Genomic DNA, 18,548 nt, shown 5'->3' with positions numbered 1-18,548 from the left:
GGGTACAGGCTTTACAAATCGGATGCCACCGCTTCCCTGGCACTGCCGCCGGCCAGGGTGGTCACCCCGGCCAGCCAGCCCTCGACCACCTGAGGGTTCGCCTTGGCCCAGGCCTTGGCCGCTTCATCGAAAGTGATTTTCTTATCCACAACCTCGGCCATGATGCTGTTTTCCATATCCAGGGTGAATTTCAGATTACCCAGCAGCCTCGCCGCGTTCGGGCACGCTTGTGGATAACCCTTGCGGGTCAGCGTATAGACCTCGCCCTTGCTGCCAAACCACTGCTCACCGCCCGTGAGGTAATGCATCTTCAGCTTCACGTTCATCGGGTGCGGTGTCCAGCCCAGGAAGGTGATGAACTGGCTCTTCTTCACGGCGCGGTCGACTTGCGCCAGCATTGCCTGTTCGCTCGACTCCACCAGCTTCCACTGGCCGAGGTTGAATTCATTCTTGTCGATGATCGCTTTCAGCGACAGGTTCGCTGGCGCCCCCGAGCCGATCCCGTAAAGCTTTCTGTCGAATTGGTCGGCATGTTTTTGCAGGTCGGCAAAATCCTTCACGCCGGCATTCCATACGTAGTCGGGTACCGCCAGCGTAAATTCGGTTCCCTCCAGATTGCGCGAGTGCTGCTGCACATCGCCGCTGGCGATGAACTTGTCGTGAAAGCCCTGCTGCGCCGGCATCCAGTTGCCGAGGAAGGCATCGACCTTGCCGTCCTTCAGGCCACCATAGATGATCGGCACCGCCAGGCTGTCGACCTTGACCTGATAGCCCAGGCGCTCCAGCAGCAGCCGGGCGATAGCGTTGGTGGAGGCAATGTCGCTCCAACCGGGGTCGGCCAGTTTCACGGTGGTGCATTGCGCGTCGTCGGCGTAGGCGCTGGCAGTGGTCAGGCCAAGGGCCAGGGCGAACATGGCGGTGGAGAACTTGAGCATGGCGGCCTCTCTTCATCAATCCAAGGGTGCGGGCTGTGGATAACGTGCCTTGCGCTCGAGGTCGTCGAGGTCGATGTGGTTGCGCATGTACTGTTCGCTGGCATCAACCCAAGGTTGATGGTCCCAGCTTTTCAGCGTGCCGATGGCCAGCGCTTCGGCGACCAGACGGCGCCGCCGCTGGCTGGCCAATACCTGCTGGCGCAGGCTGGGCATATCCCAACGCTGCCGGGCTTCATCGACAAATGCCTGCAGCAGCGCCTGGTGGTCCGGGCTGCCGGTGAGGTTCTCCCGCTCGTGCGGGTCGCGGCTCAGGTCATAGAGTAGACAGGGGTCGTCTTCGCTGTACACGAACTTGAAGGCGCCGCGGCGGATCATCATCAGCGGGCCGACCGTGCCTTCGGCCATGTATTCGCCGATCACCTCGTCATGGCCGCCCTGCCCTTGCAAGTGCCCGAGCAGCGAGTGGCCATCCAGGTGCAGCTGTGGTTCCACCTGGCCGCCGGCCAGCTCGACCAGAGTCGGCAACAGGTCGCAGGTAGACACCGAGGCGCTGACCCGCCCGGGCGCAAAGCGGTTGGGTGCATAGATCAATAGCGGTACCCGCGCCGCCATCTCGAACCAGTGCATCTTGTACCAGAGCCCACGCTCGCCAAGCATGTCGCCGTGGTCACCGGAGAATACGATCAAGGTATCGTCGGCCAGGTTGCACTCTTGCAGGGTCTGCAGCAGCTGGCCGATGTTGTCGTCAATGTAGCTGCAGGCGCCGAAGTAGGCACGGCGGGCGTCGCGGATCTTATCCACAGGCAGGGGCTTGTCCCACAGGTCGTAGACCTTGAGCAGGCGCTGGGAATGGGGGTCCAGCGCATGCTGGCCCAATTCGGCGCAGGGCATGGGGATATCCACACCCTCGTAACGATCCCAGTAACGCTTCGGGATGGTGTACGGGTCGTGGGGGTGAGTCATCGAGACGGTCAGGCAGAACGGCCGGCCATGGTTCTCGCGCACATGGTCGTAGAGGTACTGGCGGGCCTTGAACACCACCTCTTCGTCGAAATCCAGCTGATTGGTGCGCACGCAGGGGCCGGCCTGCAGCACTGATGACATGTTGTGGTACCAACTCGGGCGCTCGTGCGGCGCGTCCCAGTTCACTGTCCAACCGTAATCGGCGGGGTAGATATCGCTGGTCAGGCGTTGTTCGTAGCCGTGCAATTGGTCCGGGCCACAGAAGTGCATCTTGCCCGACAACGCTGTGCGGTAGCCGAGCCGGCGCAGGTAATGGGCGTAGGTGGGGACATCAGCGGGGAAGTCGGCAGCATTGTCATAGGCGCCGATGCGGCTGGGCAACTGGCCGCTGACCAGGGTGAAGCGCGAGGGGGCGCACAGCGGGCTGTTGCAATAGGCCGAATCGAATACCACGGCCCCCTCTGCCAGACGCTCCAGGTGGGGCATCTGGATCGGTGAGGTGCCGTAGATCGGCAAGAGGGGCGCGGCCATCTGGTCGGCCATGATGAACAGGATGTTCGGGCGCGTCATGGTGGGCTTCCATCGTTCAGGGTTATGCGAACTGCTTGCCTATCAAGATGCGGGTGTGGATAACATGGGTAAAGCCCATGGCGGGCAATGACTGGGATTAGCAGTACTTATGTTTGATCACTTGGCCGAGCTCTCGCTCGACACATTGCGTGTGTTCGAGTCCGCGGCGCGCTTGCGCGGCTTCACCGCTGCCGCGCTGGAACTGGGGACTACCCAACCGGCGGTGAGCCAGCAGGTCAAGCGCCTCGAGGCCCATCTGGGCACGCGCCTGTTCGACCGCATCTACCGCGGTATCGAGCTGACCGAGGCGGGCCAACTGTTATTCGAACAGGTGAATCAAGGCCTGCAGGCGATGGACGACGGTATTGCCCAAGCCAGCGGGCGGGGCCAGCGCGAGGTGCTACAGGTGGCCACGGACTTCGCCTTTGCCGCGTTTTGGCTGATGCCGCGCCTGCAGCGTTTCCATGCTGCTTATCCACAGGTGGATGTGAGCCTGGTGACCGGTGAGCGCAGTCAGGCGATGTTGCGGCCTGATATCGATGTGGCGGTATTGTTTGGCGATGGGCGCTTCCATCAGGGGGAGAGCCGATGGTTGTTCGATGAGGAGGTATTCCCGGTCTGCAGCCCACGGCTGACTCATGGCAAACCCTTGTCAGCCGTGGCTTTGCAACGATTGCCCTTGCTTCATTTACGCGGTGAACAGGCCAGCCGCTGGTTCGATTGGGCGGGGGTCTTTCGCGGGTTTGGTGTGGCCAGCCCGCCGCCATCTGGACAATTGCGGTTCGATAACTACACGTTGTTGATCCAAGCAGCGATTGCCGGGCAGGGGGTGGCAATTGGCTGGGGACATCTGGTCGATGGGTTGGTGGAGCAAGGGTTGCTGTGTCGGCCGTTGGAGGGGAGTTTGCGCTCCCAGCGGGGGTATTACGCGGTGCTGCCTCCGCGCAAGCGGCGGGGGGCGCTGATTGAAAGGTTCGTGGCGTGGCTGGAGCATGAGCGGGGGCTTTGACAGGGTTGATGTGTAGCCGGGCTGGCTTGCCGGCGCAGAGCGCTCAGGATACGAAGTTCAGATGCTCGCCCCGGTGCAGCCCCAGCTCCAGGATATCGACCATCCCCGCCGCCACCCCGGCCAGCCGCCGTAACGGCCCATCCAGCTCCGGCGGCACCGTACCGCTGGCCGTGCGAAAGTGCTCCATACCCATTCCAGGGAAATCCTGCGGCGCATTGATCAGCGTCCAGTGCAAGGCGCTGCGCTGCAGTGCATCGACCACCTGGTCGGCGCCCTTACGCTGTTCATCACTGTAGCTGCCCGGCGTATCCAGCACGGCAAAATCGCCCACCAGCAGCACACGGCGTATAGTCGTGCGGGTAAGCCCGGCGACCAGTGCTTCGCTCATTTGCCATTGTGCTGCCAGGTCGCCTGGTGCCAGCGCCGACAACAGGGCAATCACCGCCGAGCCGCCCGCCGCGCCCTGCTCCGCCTGGTCGGCGCCCTCCAGGCCGCCTATCTTGAAATGCAGGCCGGGGCGCGGGGCATGACGGTTGAGGTCATCGACCACGGCCGTGACCTCATGCTGGCGTGACAGCAACTCAACCATCAGGGCGCTGCCCAGGCTGCTTTCAGCCCCAAACAGCACCAGCTTGAACACTGGGGTTTCGGCATTTTTCACCACGTCACTCCCTTTGCAGGTGGTGATGGTTTGACCGCATTCAGGAGTTATCGTGCAGAGGATCAAGGGTTACCACGCCCACGTCTATTACGACGCAAGCACCATCGAACAAGCTCGGGCTCTGTGCGAGGAGGCAGCGCGGCTGTTTCCCGTGACCATGGGACGCATGCACCGCAACCCGGTCGGGCCGCACCCGGACTGGAGCTGCCAGTTGGCTTTCGGGCCAGAAGTGGTGGGGGTGGTGTTGCCGTGGTTGGCGTTGTACCGCAAGGGGCTGGTGGTGTTTCTGCATCCGCTGACGGGGGATGAACTGGCGGATCACCGGGATCATGCGATCTGGATGGGTGCCGTGCGGCCTTTGGATCTGTCGATCTTTGAGCAATAGGCTGTTCTTACCGCCCCTATCGCCGGCTTGCCAGCGATAGGGGCGACGCGGCTCAGCGTCGTGCGCCTCGCACCCCTTCAGCCAAGGCCGAGCACAGGCCCAGTACGTCGCTGACGGCCTGATCGGCATCCTTGGCCTGGGCGATCTTGTCGACCAGCGCCGAACCCACCACCACCCCATCGGCCAGGCGCGCAATCGCCGCAGCCTGCTCCGGGGTGCGAATACCGAAGCCGACACTGATCGGCAAATCGGTATGCCGACGCAGGCGCGCAATGGCTTGGGTCACCTGGTCGGTGGTCGCCGAGCCGGCACCGGTCACACCCGCCACCGATACGTAGTAGACGAAGCCGGAGCTGCGCTCCAGTACGCGCGGCAGGCGCGCATCGTCGGTGGTCGGGGTGGTCAGGCGGATGAAGTCGATGCCTGCGGCCTGGGCCGGGGTGGCGAGTTCGGCGTCGTGTTCTGGCGGCAGGTCGACGATGATCAGGCCGTCGACACCTGCCTCTTTGGCCTCGGCGACGAACCTGGCCACGCCAAAGCGGTGGATCGGGTTGTAGTAACCCATCAGCACGATCGGGGTGGTTTGGTTACCGACGCGAAATTCGCGAACCATCTGCAGGGTTTTGGCCAGGGTCTGGCCAGCGTCCAGGGCGCGCAGGGTGGCCAGCTGGATGGCCACGCCATCGGCCATCGGGTCGGTGAATGGCATGCCCAGCTCGATCACGTCGGCACCGGCCGCCGGCAAACCCTTGAGGATCTGCAGCGAAGCGTCATAGCCAGGGTCGCCAGCGGTGACGAAAGTGACCAGCGCAGAGCGGCCTTCGGCTTTCAGCTCGGCGAAGCGTTGTTCTAGACGGCTCATGCCTGTTTCTCCTGGGCGGCCATGTGGTTCATCACGGTTTGCATGTCTTTGTCGCCACGGCCGGACAGGCAGATGACCATCAGGTGGTCCTTGGGCAGGGTCGGGGCGCGTTTGATTGCCTCGGCCAGGGCATGGGCGCTTTCCAAGGCCGGAATGATGCCTTCCAGACGGCAGGTGGCATGGAACGCATCGAGGGCTTCGTCGTCGGTGATGCTGACGTACTCCACGCGCTTCACTTCGTGCAGGTAGGCGTGCTCTGGGCCGATGCCCGGGTAGTCGAGGCCTGCGGAAATCGAGTGGGCGTCGGTGATCTGCCCGTCATCGTCCTGCAGCAGGTAAGTACGGTTGCCGTGCAGCACGCCTGGGACGCCGCCATTGAGGCTGGCGGCATGCTTGTCGGTGTCGACGCCGTGGCCACCGGCTTCAACGCCGATGATCTGCACGCTGGCATCGTCGAGGAAATCGTGGAACAGGCCCATGGCGTTGGAGCCACCGCCGACGCAGGCAATCAAGCTGTCGGGCAGGCGACCTTCCTTCTCCTGCAGCTGGGCGCGGGTTTCCTTGCCGATGATCGACTGGAAGTCGCGCACCATGGCCGGGTAAGGGTGTGGGCCGGCTACGGTACCGATCAGGTAGAAGGTGTCGTCGACGTTGGTGACCCAGTCGCGCAGAGCCTCGTTCATGGCGTCTTTCAAGGTGCCGGTGCCTGCGGTAACCGGAACGATCTCGGCGCCCAGCAGTTTCATGCGGAACACGTTGGCCTGCTGGCGCTCAATGTCGGTGGCGCCCATGTAGATCACGCAGGGCAGGCCGAAGCGTGCAGCGACGGTGGCCGTGGCCACGCCGTGCATGCCGGCGCCGGTTTCGGCGATCAGGCGTTTTTTGCCCATGCGCTTGGCCAGCAGCACCTGGCCGATGCAGTTGTTCACCTTGTGCGCGCCGGTGTGGTTGAGCTCTTCACGCTTGAAGAAAATCTTGGCGCCGCCGCAATGTTCGGTCAGGCGCTCGGCGAAGTACAGCGGGTTGGGGCGGCCGATGTAGTCGCGCTGGAAGTAGGCCAGCTCTTCGAGGAATGCGGGGTCGGCTTTGGCCGCTTCGTATTCGCGGGCCAGGTCCAGTACCAGCGGCATCAGGGTTTCGGCCACGTAGCGGCCGCCGAACGCGCCGAACAGGCCGTTGGCATCGGGGCCGGCGCGGTATTGGGTCTGGGTCATGGGGCGCTCCAAGGCGTAATGAATGAGTGATGGGCTTTACTCTAACCACGGCAAGCCTGTCTGAAAACCGATAAGATTGCGAAAACCTGTAAGGAAAACTCACAAGTCAAATGGCCCATGACCTCCCTCCCCTCAATGCCTTGCGTGCGTTCGAGGCGGCCGCCCGGTTCAATAGCGTCAGCCAGGCAGCGGAAGCTTTGCACGTGACCCACGGCGCTGTGAGTCGGCAAATCAAGGTGCTTGAGGAGCACTTGGGCCTAGCGCTGTTCGTTAAGGACGGGCGTGGCATCAAACTCACAGATGCAGGCGCAAGGTTGCGTGATGCCAGTGCTGAAGCATTCGACAGGCTGCGGGGTGTATGCGCCGAGTTGAGTCGGGATGTGAGTGAGGCGCCGTTCGTGCTGGGCTGCTCGGGCAGTTTGCTGGCGCGCTGGTTTATCCCCCGGCTGGGGCGTTTGAAAGCCGACTTGCCGCAATTGCGCCTGCACTTGTCCGCAGGTGAGGGCGACCTTGACCCGCGCCGCCCAGGGCTCGATGCCCTGCTGGTTTTTGCCGAACCGCCATGGCCTGCTGACATGCAGGTCCATGTATTGGCCGAAGAACGTATCGGCCCGGTGCTCAGCCCACACTTTGCAGGCTTTGAACGCTTGCGTAATGCACCTGCCACTGCCTTGCTGGATGAGGCGCTGCTGCATACCACCTCACGCCCGCAGGCGTGGCCCACCTGGGTGGAAGAACAAGGCCTGAAGGCCGCTGGCCTGAAGTATGGCCAGGCCTTCGAGCACTTGTACTATTTGCTGGAAGCCGCTGTGGCAGGCCTTGGTGTGGCGATCGCGCCGCAGCCGCTGGTGGCTGACGACCTGCGTGCTGGCCGGTTGAGTGCACCGTGGGGCTTTTCCCCCACCGCGGCAGCCCTGGCGCTCTGGGTGCCCCGGCGCGCCGCTGACGGGCGCGCCGAGCAACTGGCGCAATGGCTGCGCCGCGAACTGGAACGGCAGGCAGGTTAGTTGCGACGGTACAGCAGATAGGCGGCCAGCAGGCCGAGGGCGCCAATGGCTACGCCGGCAGTGGTGACAGGGTGCTCCTGCGCATAGTCACGGGTGGCGATGCCGGTCTGGCGAGTGCGGGTCTTCACTTCCTCGTAGGCATCACTAAGCAGGCTGCGCGAGTGTTTGAGGGCGCTTTCGGCATTGCTGCGGATGGCCTTCACAGATTTCTGCGATTCCTCCGATGCGTCGTGCTTGAGGTCCTCGAGGCTCTTCAGAAGGCTTTCGATCTCCGCTTCCATGCTTTCCAGGGATGTTTTACGCAGCGAATTGCGGTGCATGTTGACGCTCCTTTGCAGTATGGACTGTAAGGATTGCGACTACGCCACGGTGCAAAAGTGCAATCGAACTTTCCCTGGCGCCGACGGTTCGCAGGTAAACCAGGCCTGCGCTGCTAGGCTCAATCTCACCGTCATCCAAGGAGAGTGCACATGTCCGATCATCACACCTACAAGAAGATCGAACTGGTAGGGTCATCGCCCACCAGCATCGAAGAGGCAATCAACAATGCCTTGGCCGAAGCGGCCAAGAGCATCAAGCACCTGGAGTGGTTCGAAGTGATCGATACCCGTGGCCATATTCAAGGCAACAAGGCTGCGCACTTCCAGGTCACGCTCAAGGTAGGCTTCCGCATCGCCAACAGCTGAAACATGCCGGGGGTGGATAAACCCGGCGTGATAGCGTTATACAGTCAAGGGCGCCTTGCCGGCGCCCTTTTCGATTTTCATCTGAACAAGGAACGCGTGTGATGAAGAAACTGATTCTGGCGGTTGGCCTGATGACGCTGGCGGGTGGCGCGCTGGCGGCGGGCAAGCCTTGCGAGGAACTGAAGGCTGAGATTGCGGCAAAGTTGGATGCCAAGGGGGTGAAGGGCTATACCCTGGAGGTGGTCAAGAAGGGCGACCCGGCTGGCAAGGTGGTGGGTAGCTGTGAAGCGGGCAGCAAGGAGATTGTCTACCGCCGTGGTTGAAGGTCGGCCAATCGCCGACTCCCACACGTTACTCCACTGCCTGCAGGTCTGTGCGGTAACCGTGGGAGCCGGCGTGCCGGCCAAAATGGGGCCTACTCGGCTTTCAAGGCCTGTGCCATCAATTCATAGGACCTGATCCGGTCCGCGTGCTCATACAGGTCGCTGGTAAAGATCAGCTCATCGGCCCCGGTCTGTTCCAGTAGCACCTGCACTTTGGCCCGAACCTTCTGCGGGCTGCCGATCATTGCCAAGCCCAGGAAGCTACCCACCGCGTCCCGTTCGTGCGGCAGCCACAGCCCGTCCATGCTTGGTACAGGTTTACGCTGCATCAGGCTTTGCCCGCGAATCAGGGCGAGGATGCGCTGATACATCGAGGTGGCCAGGAACTCGGCCTTGTCGTCGGTTTCTGCCACCACCATCGGAATACCCAGCATCACATAGGGCTTGTCCAGGGTGGTCGAAGGTTTGAAGTGGTCGCGGTAGATACGAATCGCCTCATGCATGTAGCGGGGCGCGAAGTGCGAGGCAAAGGCGTAAGGCATGCCGCGCATGCCGGCCAGCTGCGCGCTGAACAGGCTGGAGCCGAGCAGCCACATGGGTACCTCAGTGTCATGCCCGGGTACTGCGATCACTTTTTGATCATCCGTGCGCGGTCCCAGGTAGCGGGACAGCTCCTCGACATCATCCGGGAAGTCGTCGGCGCTGCCCGAGCGTTCGCGGCGCAGGGCGCGTGCGGTCATCTGGTCGGAGCCGGGTGCGCGGCCAAGGCCCAGGTCGATCCGCCCCGGATAGAGGCTGGCCAGGGTGCCGAACTGTTCGGCGATCACCAGCGGAGCATGGTTGGGCAGCATCACGCCGCCGGAGCCGACGCGGATCGTCGAGGTACCGCCGGCCAGGTAGCCGATCAGCACTGAAGTGGCCGAGCTGGCGATGCCATCCATGTTGTGGTGTTCAGCCACCCAGAAGCGGTTGTAGCCAAAGCGTTCGACGTGCTGCGCCAGGTCCAGCGAGTTGCGCAGCGCCTGCGCAGGGCCGCCGTCGGCGCGTACTGGCACCAGGTCGAGGGTCGATATCTTCAGGTCGCGCAGTTGCGTCATGGGTGCCTCCGCAAGAGTGATTGGCCAGAGGCCTTTACAACTCTGTATGGGCACATTCCGAGGATTCAATGCTTGCCGTACGATTGATCTGAACTTGCCGTAGGCGGATGACCTCTGAACCGTTAGATACGCAACCGAACGACCAGGAGGCATCATGAAAAAGACAGCATCGGCAATTTGGCAAGGCGGCCTTAAAGAGGGTAAAGGCCTGCTCTCCACCGAAAGCGGCGCGCTTAAACAGAACCCCTATGGTTTCAACACCCGTTTTGAAGGCACGCCCGGCACAAACCCTGAAGAGCTGATCGGCGCTGCCCATGCCGGATGCTTTTCCATGGCGCTGTCGATGATGCTCGGTGAGGCGAAACTTACGCCGGAACGTATCGACACCATTGCTGAGGTTACGTTGGACAAGCAGCCCGATGGCTTTGCCATTACTGCCGTGCACCTGATCCTAAAGGCGAAGGTGCCGGGGGCCAGCGAGGCCCAGTTTCTGGAGATTGCCAACAAGGCAAAGGCCGGATGCCCAGTGTCGAAGGTGCTGAACGCGAAGATCACCCTGGATGCCTCGCTGGTGGGGTGAACGGCGCAACGTGAACGGTTTGCTGTAGTCTAAACAGCGTCGGCAGCGTCGCTGCCTTTTCAGGAGCCGTTCAATGATTCGCGTAGCAATCGCCGTGCTGGCTTCCCTGCTGGCCACTTCTGCACTGGCGGCGGTCAAACCGTGCGAGGAACTGAAGGCCGAGATCGAAGCCAAGATCCAGGCTCAGGGCGTACCGTCCTACACCCTGGAGATCGTGCCCAACAGTGACGTCAAGGACCAGAACATGGTCGTTGGCAGCTGTGAGGGTGGGACCAAGAAGATCATTTATCAGAAGAATGATCGGTAGATCGTCAGGGGCTGCCAAGCAGCCCCGGCGTTCATTCACGGAATGCAGAATACGTTGCTGGGCTCATTGACCACCACCTTTCGGCTGGCGTCATACAGCAGCACCTGCGGTTCCATGACCGGTGCCCGCGCTTCCAGGCGATAGCGCTCGCCCGCCTTGAAATCATCGAAGCGCACGGTCAGGTAGCAGGTACGGTCACGGGGCTGGGTCATCATGCCGCCCGCGTAAATTTCATAATCGAAGCGCACCACCAGTTCATGCTTACCAGGCGTCACCTGGAAATAGCGGCCATCGCTTAGACGCTTGCCATCGAGCTTGTCAGCCATGATGACCCGGCCTGGGGTCATGGTGTAGAGGTCAACCCATGCCTGCTTGGGGTCGACGGGTGGCAAGGGGCTGGCGCATGCCCCCAGTGCACTGAGGGCGATCAGCATCATGGGCTGGCGCATGGTGAAACTCCACTTGCGATTTACACGCTACAAGCATAGCGCCGTTTGGGGCCCTCAGGTGCGTTGGCAGCCTGCAGGCAGGCCTTGGCCTAGCAGTTTTTGCTGATGATCGTAGAGTTTGACCCAGGGGCGAAAGCCAATGCTGCCGGCCTGCAGTTGGTACCGCTGCCCGGCGTTGAAGTCCTTGAAGGTCAGGTTGAGCTGGCAATCACGCCACAGTGGCTCGTCCACCGGGCCGATGTTGCTCGGATTGACCGGAAACTGGTAGCGCACGGTCAGCTCGTGGCTGCCGGGTTGGACTTCAAAGTAACGCGAATCGACCCAGTCACGTTCGTCGACCTGCACGGCGTGCAGGGAGGTATCGTCAGTTGGGCTCAAATCGACCCAGGCTTGGTTAGGGTCCGGGTCTGGCAGGGTCGAACAGGCAGATATGAGCAGCAGTGAGCCGATGACGAACAGTGCACGCATGGCGAAACTCCCCCCTGGCGAGATAGTCTTGGAGCGCATCGGCCGTGAGCGAGTTGGATAGCCCAAGATGGTATGGTTTTTTCTTTTGAAGCGCTCAGGCCCTGGGCCACTCGACCACTGTTTCAGGGCGTTGGTTCCCCTTGTGGGCGCCTTTCTGCTGAACGGCTGTACCAGCCTCGGTTACTACGGCCAGCTGGCGCAGGGCCAGTGGCAACTGCTACGCGCCCGCCAGCCGGTGGACCAGGTGATCGCTGACCCGTCCAGCCGCCCTCAACTGCGCGCCCGCCTGCAACATGCCGAGCAGGCCCGAGTGTTTGCCAGCGAGCACCTGAAACTGCCGGACAATCGCAGTTATCGGGTCTACGCCGACCTGGGGCGCCCTTATGTGGTGTGGAACGTATTTGCCACGCCCGAACTGTCGCTGCAGCCGGTTACCCACTGCTTTCCCATCGCCGGTTGCGTGGCCTATCGCGGTTACTACCAGCAAGGTGCAGCCCGCGGCGCGGCGGCGTTGATGCGCGAGAAAGGGCTGGATGTGTACCTGGGCGGGGTTGAGGCGTACTCGACACTTGGTTGGTTCGACGACCCGATTCTGTCGTCGATGGTCGGATGGGGCGATGAGCGCCTTGCCACACTGATCTTCCATGAGCTGGCACATCAGCGCTTCTACGTGCAAGACGACACCGAATTCAACGAGTCGTTTGCCACCTTCGTCGAGCAGGAGGGAACGCGCCAATGGCGCCAGGCACGTGGGCTTGCAGCGATTGAGAACGGCCAGGGCCAGCAGCGTGACCAGTTCATCCGACTGGTATTGGCGAGCCGCGAGCGGCTGCAAACGATTTATGCCGGGCCACTGGATGACGCGCACAAACGCGCGGCCAAGCAGGCGGAGTTCGAGCGCTTGCGCCGTGAGTACCGTGATGTGCGCGACCGTCAATGGGCGGGTGACAAGCGCTATGACGCCTGGATGTATGGGCCGATGAACAACGCCAAACTGTTGCCGTTCGGGCTATATGACCAATGGGTGCCGGCGTTTGCGGCGGTGTTTCGTGAGGTTGGGGGGGATTGGACGCGGTTTTATGAGCGGGTTGAAGGGTTGGGGCGGTTGCCCGTTGAACAAAGGAAGCAAGCGCTGGCCAGATTGGCGGCGAGCCACTGAAAGGTGGGGGGCTGCAAGGCAGCCCCATGTGCCTCAGGCCTTGAGGAATGCCTGATGCATCTGAGCCAAGGTAGCGAAGTGAAATTCCGGCGTGTGCGCCTTCAACTCCTGCTCACTACCAAACCCATACCCTACCGCCACTGCCTGCAGGCCGTTGCTGCGGGCACCGATCAGGTCGTGCTTGCGGTCACCGATCATCAGGGTTTGCGCCGGGTCCAGCCCTTCCTCGTCCAGCAAGTGACGAATCAACTCGACCTTGTTGGTGCGCGTGCCGTCCAGTTCGCTGCCGTAGATCACCTTGAAGTGATGATCGAAAGCGAAATGACGGGCGATTTCGCGGGCGAACTCCCACGGTTTGGAGGTGGCGATGTACAGGGTGCGCCCTTGCCCGTTGAGGGCATCGAGCAGTTCCGGCACACCGTCGAACACCAGGTTTTCGTACAGGCCGGTCACGCGGAAGCGTTCTCGATAGAAGTTCACCGCTTCCCACGCCCTGGCTTCATCGAAGCTGTAGAACTGCATGAAAGCCTGCAGCAAGGGTGGGCCGATGAAGTGTTCGAGGCGCGTCAGGTCCGGTTCGTCGATACCCAGTTTGGCCAGGGCATACTGGATTGAACGGGTGATGCCCAGGCGCGGGTCGGTGAGGGTGCCATCGAGGTCGAAGAGGATGTTCTGATGGTGCATATCAAGTGCTCTACTCAATTCATTCATGGACGCCTTCGCGGGTCATTCCGGTTGATCGTAGCCTTCGGCCAGGTGCTGGTCCTTGAGCTTGACGTAGTTACCGGCGCTGTAGGAGAAGAAGGCGCGCTCCTTGTCGGTCAAGGGCCGGGCCTGTTTTACCGGGCTGCCGACGTACAGGTAGCCGCTTTCCAGGCGCTTGCCGGGCGGCACCAGGCTGCCGGCGCCGATGATCACTTCGTCTTCGACAGTGGCGCCATCCATGACCGTGCTGCCCATGCCAACCAGAATGCGGTTGCCCAGGGTGCAGCCATGCAGCATGACCTTGTGGCCGATGGTCACCTCATCGCCGATGATCAATGGAAAGCCATCAGGGTTGAACGGGCCAGCATGGGTGATGTGCAGCACACTGCCGTCCTGCACGCTGGTGCGCGCCCCGATACGGATGCGATGCATGTCGCCACGCACCACCGTCAGTGGCCACACCGAGCTGTCCTCACCGATCTCCACATCGCCCAGCACCACGGCCGAACGGTCGACAAAAGCGCGCGGTGCAACTTTCGGAGTGTGTTGCTGAAAGCTTCGGATGGCCATGATAGCGTCTCTCATCTGTGCCGATAGGCAGGCTGCCTGCTGCGGTCGACGTCGATTGTAATTAAGATGGGGTAGTGTTTCTTCTGCCAAGGTATCCAAACCGTGAGTGCGACCAACCCGCTTCTGCAGCCCTACGATCTGCCGCCCTTCTCGGAAATCCGTGCCGAACACGTGTTGCCGGCGATCGAAGAGATCCTTGCCGACAACCGTAAAGCCATTGCCGACATCCTCGAAAAGCAGAGCAAGAACCCCACCTGGGCCGGCCTGGTGCTGGCCATGGACGAACTTAACGACCGCCTGGGCGCTGCATGGAGCCCGGTCAGCCATCTCAATGCGGTGTGCAACAGCAAGGAATTGCGCGAGGCCTACGAGGCCTGCCTGCCAGCGCTGAGTGCCTACTCTACCGAACTGGGCCAGAACCGTGCGCTGTTCGAAGCGTACCAGGCACTGGTCAACAGCCCGCAAGCCGCAGGTTTCGACGTCGCGCAGAAGACTATCCTCGAGCACGCCCTGCGCGACTTCCGCTTGTCGGGCATCGACCTGCCTGCCGACAAGCAGCAACGTTACGCTGAAGTACAGAGCAAGCTCAGTGAACTGGGCAGCCGCTTCTCCAACCAATTGCTCGACGCCACCCAGGCGTGGACCAAGCACGTCACCGACGAAACGGCGTTGGCCGGCCTCACCGACTCGGCCAAGGCCCAGATGGCTGCCGCCGCTCAGGCCAAGGGCCTCGACGGCTGGCTGATCACGCTGGAGTTCCCCAGCTACTATGCGGTGATGACCTACGCCAGCGACCGTGCCCTGCGCGAAGAACTGTACGCCGCCTACTGCACCCGCGCCTCGGACCAAGGCCCGAACGCCGGCCAGTTCGACAACGGCCCGGTGATGCGTGAAATTCTGGACCTGCGCCAGGAGCTGGCCGGGTTGCTGGGCTACAAGAACTACGCCGAACTGAGCCTGGCGACCAAGATGGCCGAGTCCAGCGACCAGGTGCTGAGCTTCCTGCGCGACCTGGCCAAGCGGTCCAAGCCGTTTGCTGCCCAGGACCTTGAACAGCTCAAGGCCTATGCCGCCGAACAGGGCTGCGCCGAGCTGGCCAGCTGGGACGCCGGTTACTTTGGCGAGAAGTTGCGTGAACAACGTTACAGCGTGTCGCAGGAAACCCTGCGCGCCTACTTCCCCATCGACAAGGTACTGTCTGGCCTGTTCAGCATCGTCCAGCGCCTGTACGGCATCGAAATTGCCGAGCTCAAGGGCTTCGACAGCTGGCACCCCGACGTGCGCCTGTTCGAGATCAAGGAAAACGGCCAGCACGTCGGCCGCTTCTTCTTCGACCTGTATGCCCGCGCCAACAAGCGCGGCGGTGCCTGGATGGATGGCGCCCGCGACCGTCGCCGCACCGCCGACGGCGAGCTGCAGAGCCCGGTGGCCAACCTGGTGTGCAACTTCACCCCGGCCGCGCCTGGCAAGCCTGCACTGCTGACCCATGATGAAGTCACCACGCTGTTCCACGAATTCGGCCACGGCCTGCACCACCTGCTGACCCGTATCGAGCATGCCGGCGTGTCCGGGATCAATGGCGTGGCGTGGGATGCGGTGGAGCTGCCGAGCCAGTTCATGGAAAACTGGTGTTGGGAGCCCGAAGGCCTGGCGCTGATCTCTGGCCATTACGAAACCGGCGCCGCCCTGCCCCAGGACCTGCTGGACAAGATGCTGGCAGCGAAGAACTTCCAGTCCGGCATGATGATGGTGCGCCAGCTGGAATTCTCGCTGTTCGACTTCGAGTTGCATGCCAGCCACGGCGACGGCCGTAGCGTATTGGAGGTCCTCGAAGGCGTGCGTGACGAGGTTTCGGTCATGCGCCCACCGGCCTACAACCGCTTCCCCAACAGCTTTGCGCATATCTTTGCGGGGGGTTACGCGGCGGGCTATTACAGCTACAAATGGGCCGAAGTGCTGTCGGCTGACGCCTTCTCGCGCTTCGAGGAAGAAGGCGTGCTCAACGCTGAGACCGGCCGCGCCTTCCGCGAGGCGATCCTGGCCCGGGGCGGTTCGCGCGAGCCGATGGTGCTGTTCGTCGACTTCCGCGGCCGGGAACCATCCATTGATGCACTGCTGCGCCACAGCGGCCTGAGCGAGGGCGCGGCGGCATGAGCGAGGTAGCTGTGACCAAGACCAAGAAGCGCTTCATCGCCGGGGCGGTATGCCCGGCGTGCAGCGAGCCCGACAAGCTGATGATGTGGAACGAAGACGGTGTGCCGCACCGTGAATGTGTTGCCTGCGGCTTTTCCGACACCTTGAATGAACAAGGGCTGTCGGTGCCCACGGAGCTGGGCACGCGGGTCAACCACTTGGCACCGAAGGCCGCACCGGCCAAGGTGCAGACGGTGCAGTTCTTCCCCAATCCAAAGCTGAAGAAACCGGCCGAATAAGGCCCCACCTGCCTGCCCTGGCTCACTGCCAAGGCAGGCAGTGCTTCATCACCACGGGTGGTAGATAATCACGCCACTGTGGCTCTACTCGCCATCCATGCTGGCCTGCTCTTCACGTGAGCACGGTGATCCATCATGGACAACCCCCTTCTGCAAAGCAGCAGCACCCCCGTCGATTACCCTTCGATAACGCTGCAAAACATGCGCGACGCTTTCGAGCACGTGCTGCGCGCCCACGCGCAAGGCGTGGCGCGCATCATTGAGCAGCAGCAAGCGCTTCCCACCTGGGATGACCTGGTACTGGCAGTGGACGCGCTGGATGCGCAGTTGCTTGCTGTGCTCTATACCGTTATCCCCCTGGTGGGCAAACAGCCGTCCTGGGGCGAGGCGATTGCCGACTTCTACGGCCAAACGGTGGCGCGCTTCGACCAGAAATTTGCCAACCGCCACCTGCACAGCTTGTACGAGCGGCTGGCGAACAGCGCCATCGGCAGGAACCTGGGCACTCAGCAGCGCGCGACCCTGCATTGGTACCTGGGCAAGTTTGCCGTCGGTGGCGCAGCGCTGGCCGAAAGCGACCAGGCTCGCCTGGCTGAACTGCAGATGCAGATCGGCGAGTTGCGCCAAGCGTTCCTGAGCAACATCGGCCGGCCAGGGTTGTTGGTCGAGGATGAGACCGAACTGCGCGGCCTGCCACGAAGGCTGCGTGACGAATTGGCCGCGCGTGCCGAGGCAGCGGGTGCGCAAGGTTGGTTGATCGCCTGTGAAAGCGAGCCCACCGGCGCGGTGCTTCGGCAAGCCGCTCACCGCCCCCTGCGCGAGCGCGTGTACCGTGCCTTTCACACCCGTGGGGTAAGCGCCGACCCGCAGCAGGACAATGGCACTCAGTTGCAGCGCCTGGCCGAATGCCTGGACGAAAAGGCCCGCCTGCTCGGCTTTGCCAGCCACCTTGAACTGAGCCTGCTTGGCAAAAGTGCAGGCTCGGCCAGCCAGGTGAGCCATTTTCTACAGCTACTGGCAAGGTGCGTGCGCCCCGCCATGGCGCAATGGCGCGCCCGGCTGGCGCAACAGGCCGTGGCGCAAGGCCTGGGGACTGTGCGGCCTTGGGATGTCAGTTATCTGCTGGCAGCATCGGGGGAAGCGCAACCCAGGGGGACGTTTCGCGAGCATTTCCCGCTCAGTGGCGTGGTCAACGCATTGGCCCAGCTGGCGCAGCAGCTGTTTGCGCTGGAACTGCGCCCAAGGCGGCTGGCGACCTGGGACGACAGCGTACAGGCTTTCGAAATCTGGCAGCACCACGCCTTTATCGGTTTGCTTTACCTCGACGCCGTGCAACATGCGGGCAAACAGGCCGATGCCGTGTTCACCACCTACGTGCGCAACCGGCGGGTCGATGCCGAGGGTATCTACCATCCAGCCGTCGTGGTCGTGAACAGCGATATCCCAGCGGCGCAGAAGGGGGCAGAGCCGCTGCTGGATCACCTTTCGTTGCGCAAGCTGTACCATGAGTTCGGCCATGCCCTCCATCACCTGCTGGTGCGCACCAGTAGCCATGTGATGTCGGATGTGACCGAGCTTGGCACCGATGGCGTGGAGCTGTTCGGTAAGCTGTTCGAACGTTGGGTGTGGGACGCGGGCTACCTCGCTGGCATTGCTGGGCCTCGGCAGGACGGCAGCACGCTGAGCCAGGCGCAGGCTGAGGTGCACGTGAACGCGTTGAGGCAGCAGAGCATCGATGAAATCGGCCGCGACCTGAGCCTGGCGTTGTTCGACCTGGACCTGCACCGCACGCCGCTGGACGGTAGAACGCTGGTGCAGCGTCTTGAGGACGCGCGCGCGTGTTGCGGGTATTGGCCCCTGGAAGATTTCGAGCGCCCCGCGCATGCTTTCGACCACCTGATGGACGGTTACGACGCTGGCTTTTACGCCTACCTGTGGGCGGACGTTCATGCGTTTGATCTGTTCAGCCGCTTCCAGGCGCAGGGGCTGTTGGACCGGGCCACGGGGCGGGCCCTGCAGCAGACGCTGTTCGAAAGCGGTGCCGCACGCCCGCTGCGCGAAGGTATCCAGGCCTTCCTCGGGCGGCCGCCAAGCCCGTCCGCTTACCTGCGCTGGCATGGGCTGGGCTGACCGAAGGTGCTGGCAAGATCCCAGGGATCTCGATAC

22 protein-coding genes are annotated in these 18,548 nt (G+C 62.4%); 11 read left to right on the top strand and 11 right to left on the bottom strand.

The window, feature by feature from the left end; translation table 11 throughout:
- Positions 1-11: 11 nt before the first annotated feature.
- Positions 12-935: a choline ABC transporter substrate-binding protein gene (choX, locus tag L6D80_RS19095; RefSeq protein WP_176514732.1), complete on the bottom strand. Its 924-nt coding sequence runs from the start codon at positions 933-935 to the stop codon at positions 12-14.
- Between the two features lie 15 nt (positions 936-950).
- On the bottom strand, positions 951-2,468 hold the full coding sequence (gene betC, locus L6D80_RS19090; RefSeq protein WP_176514730.1) for a choline-sulfatase: 1,518 nt from the start codon (positions 2,466-2,468) through the stop codon (positions 951-953).
- A 109-nt stretch (positions 2,469-2,577) separates the two neighbouring features.
- Between betC and L6D80_RS19085 the strand changes: the two genes are divergently transcribed.
- Positions 2,578-3,477 (top strand): choline sulfate utilization transcriptional regulator, encoded by a 900-nt coding sequence (locus tag L6D80_RS19085; protein WP_176514728.1) that lies wholly within the window; start codon positions 2,578-2,580, stop codon positions 3,475-3,477.
- Positions 3,478-3,520: 43 nt separating this feature from the next.
- Here the strand turns inward: L6D80_RS19085 and L6D80_RS19080 are convergent, their stop codons facing one another.
- Positions 3,521-4,138 (bottom strand): NAD(P)-dependent oxidoreductase, encoded by a 618-nt coding sequence (locus L6D80_RS19080; RefSeq protein WP_176514727.1) that lies wholly within the window; start codon positions 4,136-4,138, stop codon positions 3,521-3,523.
- A 52-nt stretch (positions 4,139-4,190) separates the two neighbouring features.
- Here L6D80_RS19080 and L6D80_RS19075 point away from each other — a divergent pair, with 52 nt between their 5' ends.
- Positions 4,191-4,523, top strand: coding sequence for a DOPA 4,5-dioxygenase family protein (locus L6D80_RS19075; RefSeq protein WP_054902238.1), 333 nt, complete (start codon positions 4,191-4,193; stop codon positions 4,521-4,523).
- Positions 4,524-4,575: 52 nt separating this feature from the next.
- On the opposite strand, the gene trpA is transcribed toward L6D80_RS19075, so the two are convergent.
- Positions 4,576-5,385 (bottom strand): tryptophan synthase subunit alpha, encoded by an 810-nt coding sequence (gene trpA / locus L6D80_RS19070; RefSeq protein ID WP_054902237.1) that lies wholly within the window; start codon positions 5,383-5,385, stop codon positions 4,576-4,578.
- Positions 5,382-6,599, bottom strand: a complete 1,218-nt coding sequence (gene trpB, locus L6D80_RS19065) for a tryptophan synthase subunit beta (protein ID WP_054902236.1) — start codon at positions 6,597-6,599, stop codon at positions 5,382-5,384. Before trpB ends, trpA begins: the two co-directional genes overlap by 4 nt.
- A 110-nt stretch (positions 6,600-6,709) precedes the next feature.
- Between trpB and L6D80_RS19060 the strand changes: the two genes are divergently transcribed.
- The gene (locus L6D80_RS19060) at positions 6,710-7,606 is read left to right on the top strand and encodes a LysR family transcriptional regulator (protein ID WP_176514725.1); all 897 of its coding nucleotides are present in this window, start codon (positions 6,710-6,712) and stop codon (positions 7,604-7,606) included.
- Here L6D80_RS19060 and L6D80_RS19055 read toward each other — a convergent pair.
- Complete coding sequence (locus L6D80_RS19055) at positions 7,603-7,926, bottom strand: ElaB/YgaM/YqjD family protein (RefSeq protein ID WP_054902234.1); 324 nt, start codon at positions 7,924-7,926, stop codon at positions 7,603-7,605. The genes L6D80_RS19060 and L6D80_RS19055 overlap by 4 nt on opposite strands.
- Before the next feature lie 150 nt (positions 7,927-8,076).
- Between L6D80_RS19055 and L6D80_RS19050 the strand changes: the two genes are divergently transcribed.
- Both L6D80_RS19050 and L6D80_RS19045 read left to right on the top strand, forming a co-directional pair.
- Positions 8,077-8,292, top strand: a complete 216-nt coding sequence (locus tag L6D80_RS19050) for a dodecin (protein WP_054902233.1) — start codon at positions 8,077-8,079, stop codon at positions 8,290-8,292.
- 101 nt (positions 8,293-8,393) lie between these two features.
- A complete protein-coding gene (locus L6D80_RS19045; protein ID WP_054902232.1) occupies positions 8,394-8,615 on the top strand; it encodes a DUF1161 domain-containing protein in 222 nt (73 codons plus the stop codon).
- Between the two features lie 92 nt (positions 8,616-8,707).
- On the opposite strand, the gene L6D80_RS19040 is transcribed toward L6D80_RS19045, so the two are convergent.
- Positions 8,708-9,712 (bottom strand): LLM class flavin-dependent oxidoreductase, encoded by a 1,005-nt coding sequence (locus L6D80_RS19040; RefSeq protein WP_054902231.1) that lies wholly within the window; start codon positions 9,710-9,712, stop codon positions 8,708-8,710.
- Positions 9,713-9,866: 154 nt separating this feature from the next.
- Here L6D80_RS19040 and L6D80_RS19035 point away from each other — a divergent pair, with 154 nt between their 5' ends.
- Positions 9,867-10,292, top strand: coding sequence for an OsmC family protein (locus L6D80_RS19035; protein ID WP_176514722.1), 426 nt, complete (start codon positions 9,867-9,869; stop codon positions 10,290-10,292).
- Positions 10,293-10,365: 73 nt separating this feature from the next.
- Positions 10,366-10,599, top strand: coding sequence for a DUF1161 domain-containing protein (locus tag L6D80_RS19030; protein WP_054902229.1), 234 nt, complete (start codon positions 10,366-10,368; stop codon positions 10,597-10,599).
- 35 nt (positions 10,600-10,634) lie between these two features.
- Here the strand turns inward: L6D80_RS19030 and L6D80_RS19025 are convergent, their stop codons facing one another.
- Both L6D80_RS19025 and L6D80_RS19020 read right to left on the bottom strand, forming a co-directional pair.
- The gene (locus tag L6D80_RS19025; protein ID WP_054902228.1) at positions 10,635-11,048 is read right to left on the bottom strand and encodes a PA0061/PA0062 family lipoprotein; all 414 of its coding nucleotides are present in this window, start codon (positions 11,046-11,048) and stop codon (positions 10,635-10,637) included.
- A 54-nt stretch (positions 11,049-11,102) separates the two neighbouring features.
- Entirely contained in the window at positions 11,103-11,516 is a 414-nt protein-coding gene (locus L6D80_RS19020) for a PA0061/PA0062 family lipoprotein (RefSeq protein ID WP_176514721.1), read from the bottom strand.
- A gap of 85 nt (positions 11,517-11,601) precedes the next feature.
- Here L6D80_RS19020 and L6D80_RS19015 point away from each other — a divergent pair, with 85 nt between their 5' ends.
- Entirely contained in the window at positions 11,602-12,675 is a 1,074-nt protein-coding gene (locus L6D80_RS19015) for an aminopeptidase (RefSeq protein WP_176514718.1), read from the top strand.
- 33 nt (positions 12,676-12,708) lie between these two features.
- Here L6D80_RS19015 and L6D80_RS19010 read toward each other — a convergent pair whose 3' ends face one another.
- Both L6D80_RS19010 and L6D80_RS19005 read right to left on the bottom strand, forming a co-directional pair.
- Positions 12,709-13,359 carry an HAD family hydrolase gene (locus tag L6D80_RS19010; RefSeq protein WP_054902226.1) on the bottom strand — a complete coding sequence of 217 codons (651 nt, stop codon included), beginning with the start codon at positions 13,357-13,359 and terminating at the stop codon, positions 12,709-12,711.
- A gap of 42 nt (positions 13,360-13,401) precedes the next feature.
- On the bottom strand, positions 13,402-13,950 hold the full coding sequence (locus L6D80_RS19005) for a gamma carbonic anhydrase family protein (protein ID WP_054902225.1): 549 nt from the start codon (positions 13,948-13,950) through the stop codon (positions 13,402-13,404).
- Between the two features lie 102 nt (positions 13,951-14,052).
- Here L6D80_RS19005 and prlC point away from each other — a divergent pair, with 102 nt between their 5' ends.
- From prlC to L6D80_RS18990, 3 genes are all read left to right on the top strand, one after another.
- Positions 14,053-16,104 (top strand): oligopeptidase A, encoded by a 2,052-nt coding sequence (prlC, locus tag L6D80_RS19000; RefSeq protein ID WP_176514716.1) that lies wholly within the window; start codon positions 14,053-14,055, stop codon positions 16,102-16,104.
- Positions 16,101-16,382: a YheV family putative zinc ribbon protein gene (locus tag L6D80_RS18995; protein WP_176514714.1), complete on the top strand. Its 282-nt coding sequence runs from the start codon at positions 16,101-16,103 to the stop codon at positions 16,380-16,382. Before prlC ends, L6D80_RS18995 begins: the two co-directional genes overlap by 4 nt.
- Before the next feature lie 135 nt (positions 16,383-16,517).
- Positions 16,518-18,512, top strand: coding sequence for a M3 family metallopeptidase (locus L6D80_RS18990; protein ID WP_176514712.1), 1,995 nt, complete (start codon positions 16,518-16,520; stop codon positions 18,510-18,512).
- Positions 18,513-18,548: the final 36 nt, after the last annotated feature.

Source organism: Pseudomonas ceruminis (assembly GCF_021602025.1).
In the GTDB taxonomy this organism is placed as follows: Bacteria; Pseudomonadota; Gammaproteobacteria; order Pseudomonadales; family Pseudomonadaceae; genus Aquipseudomonas; species Aquipseudomonas ceruminis.
This window is presented reverse-complemented; position numbering and strand designations above follow the sequence as displayed.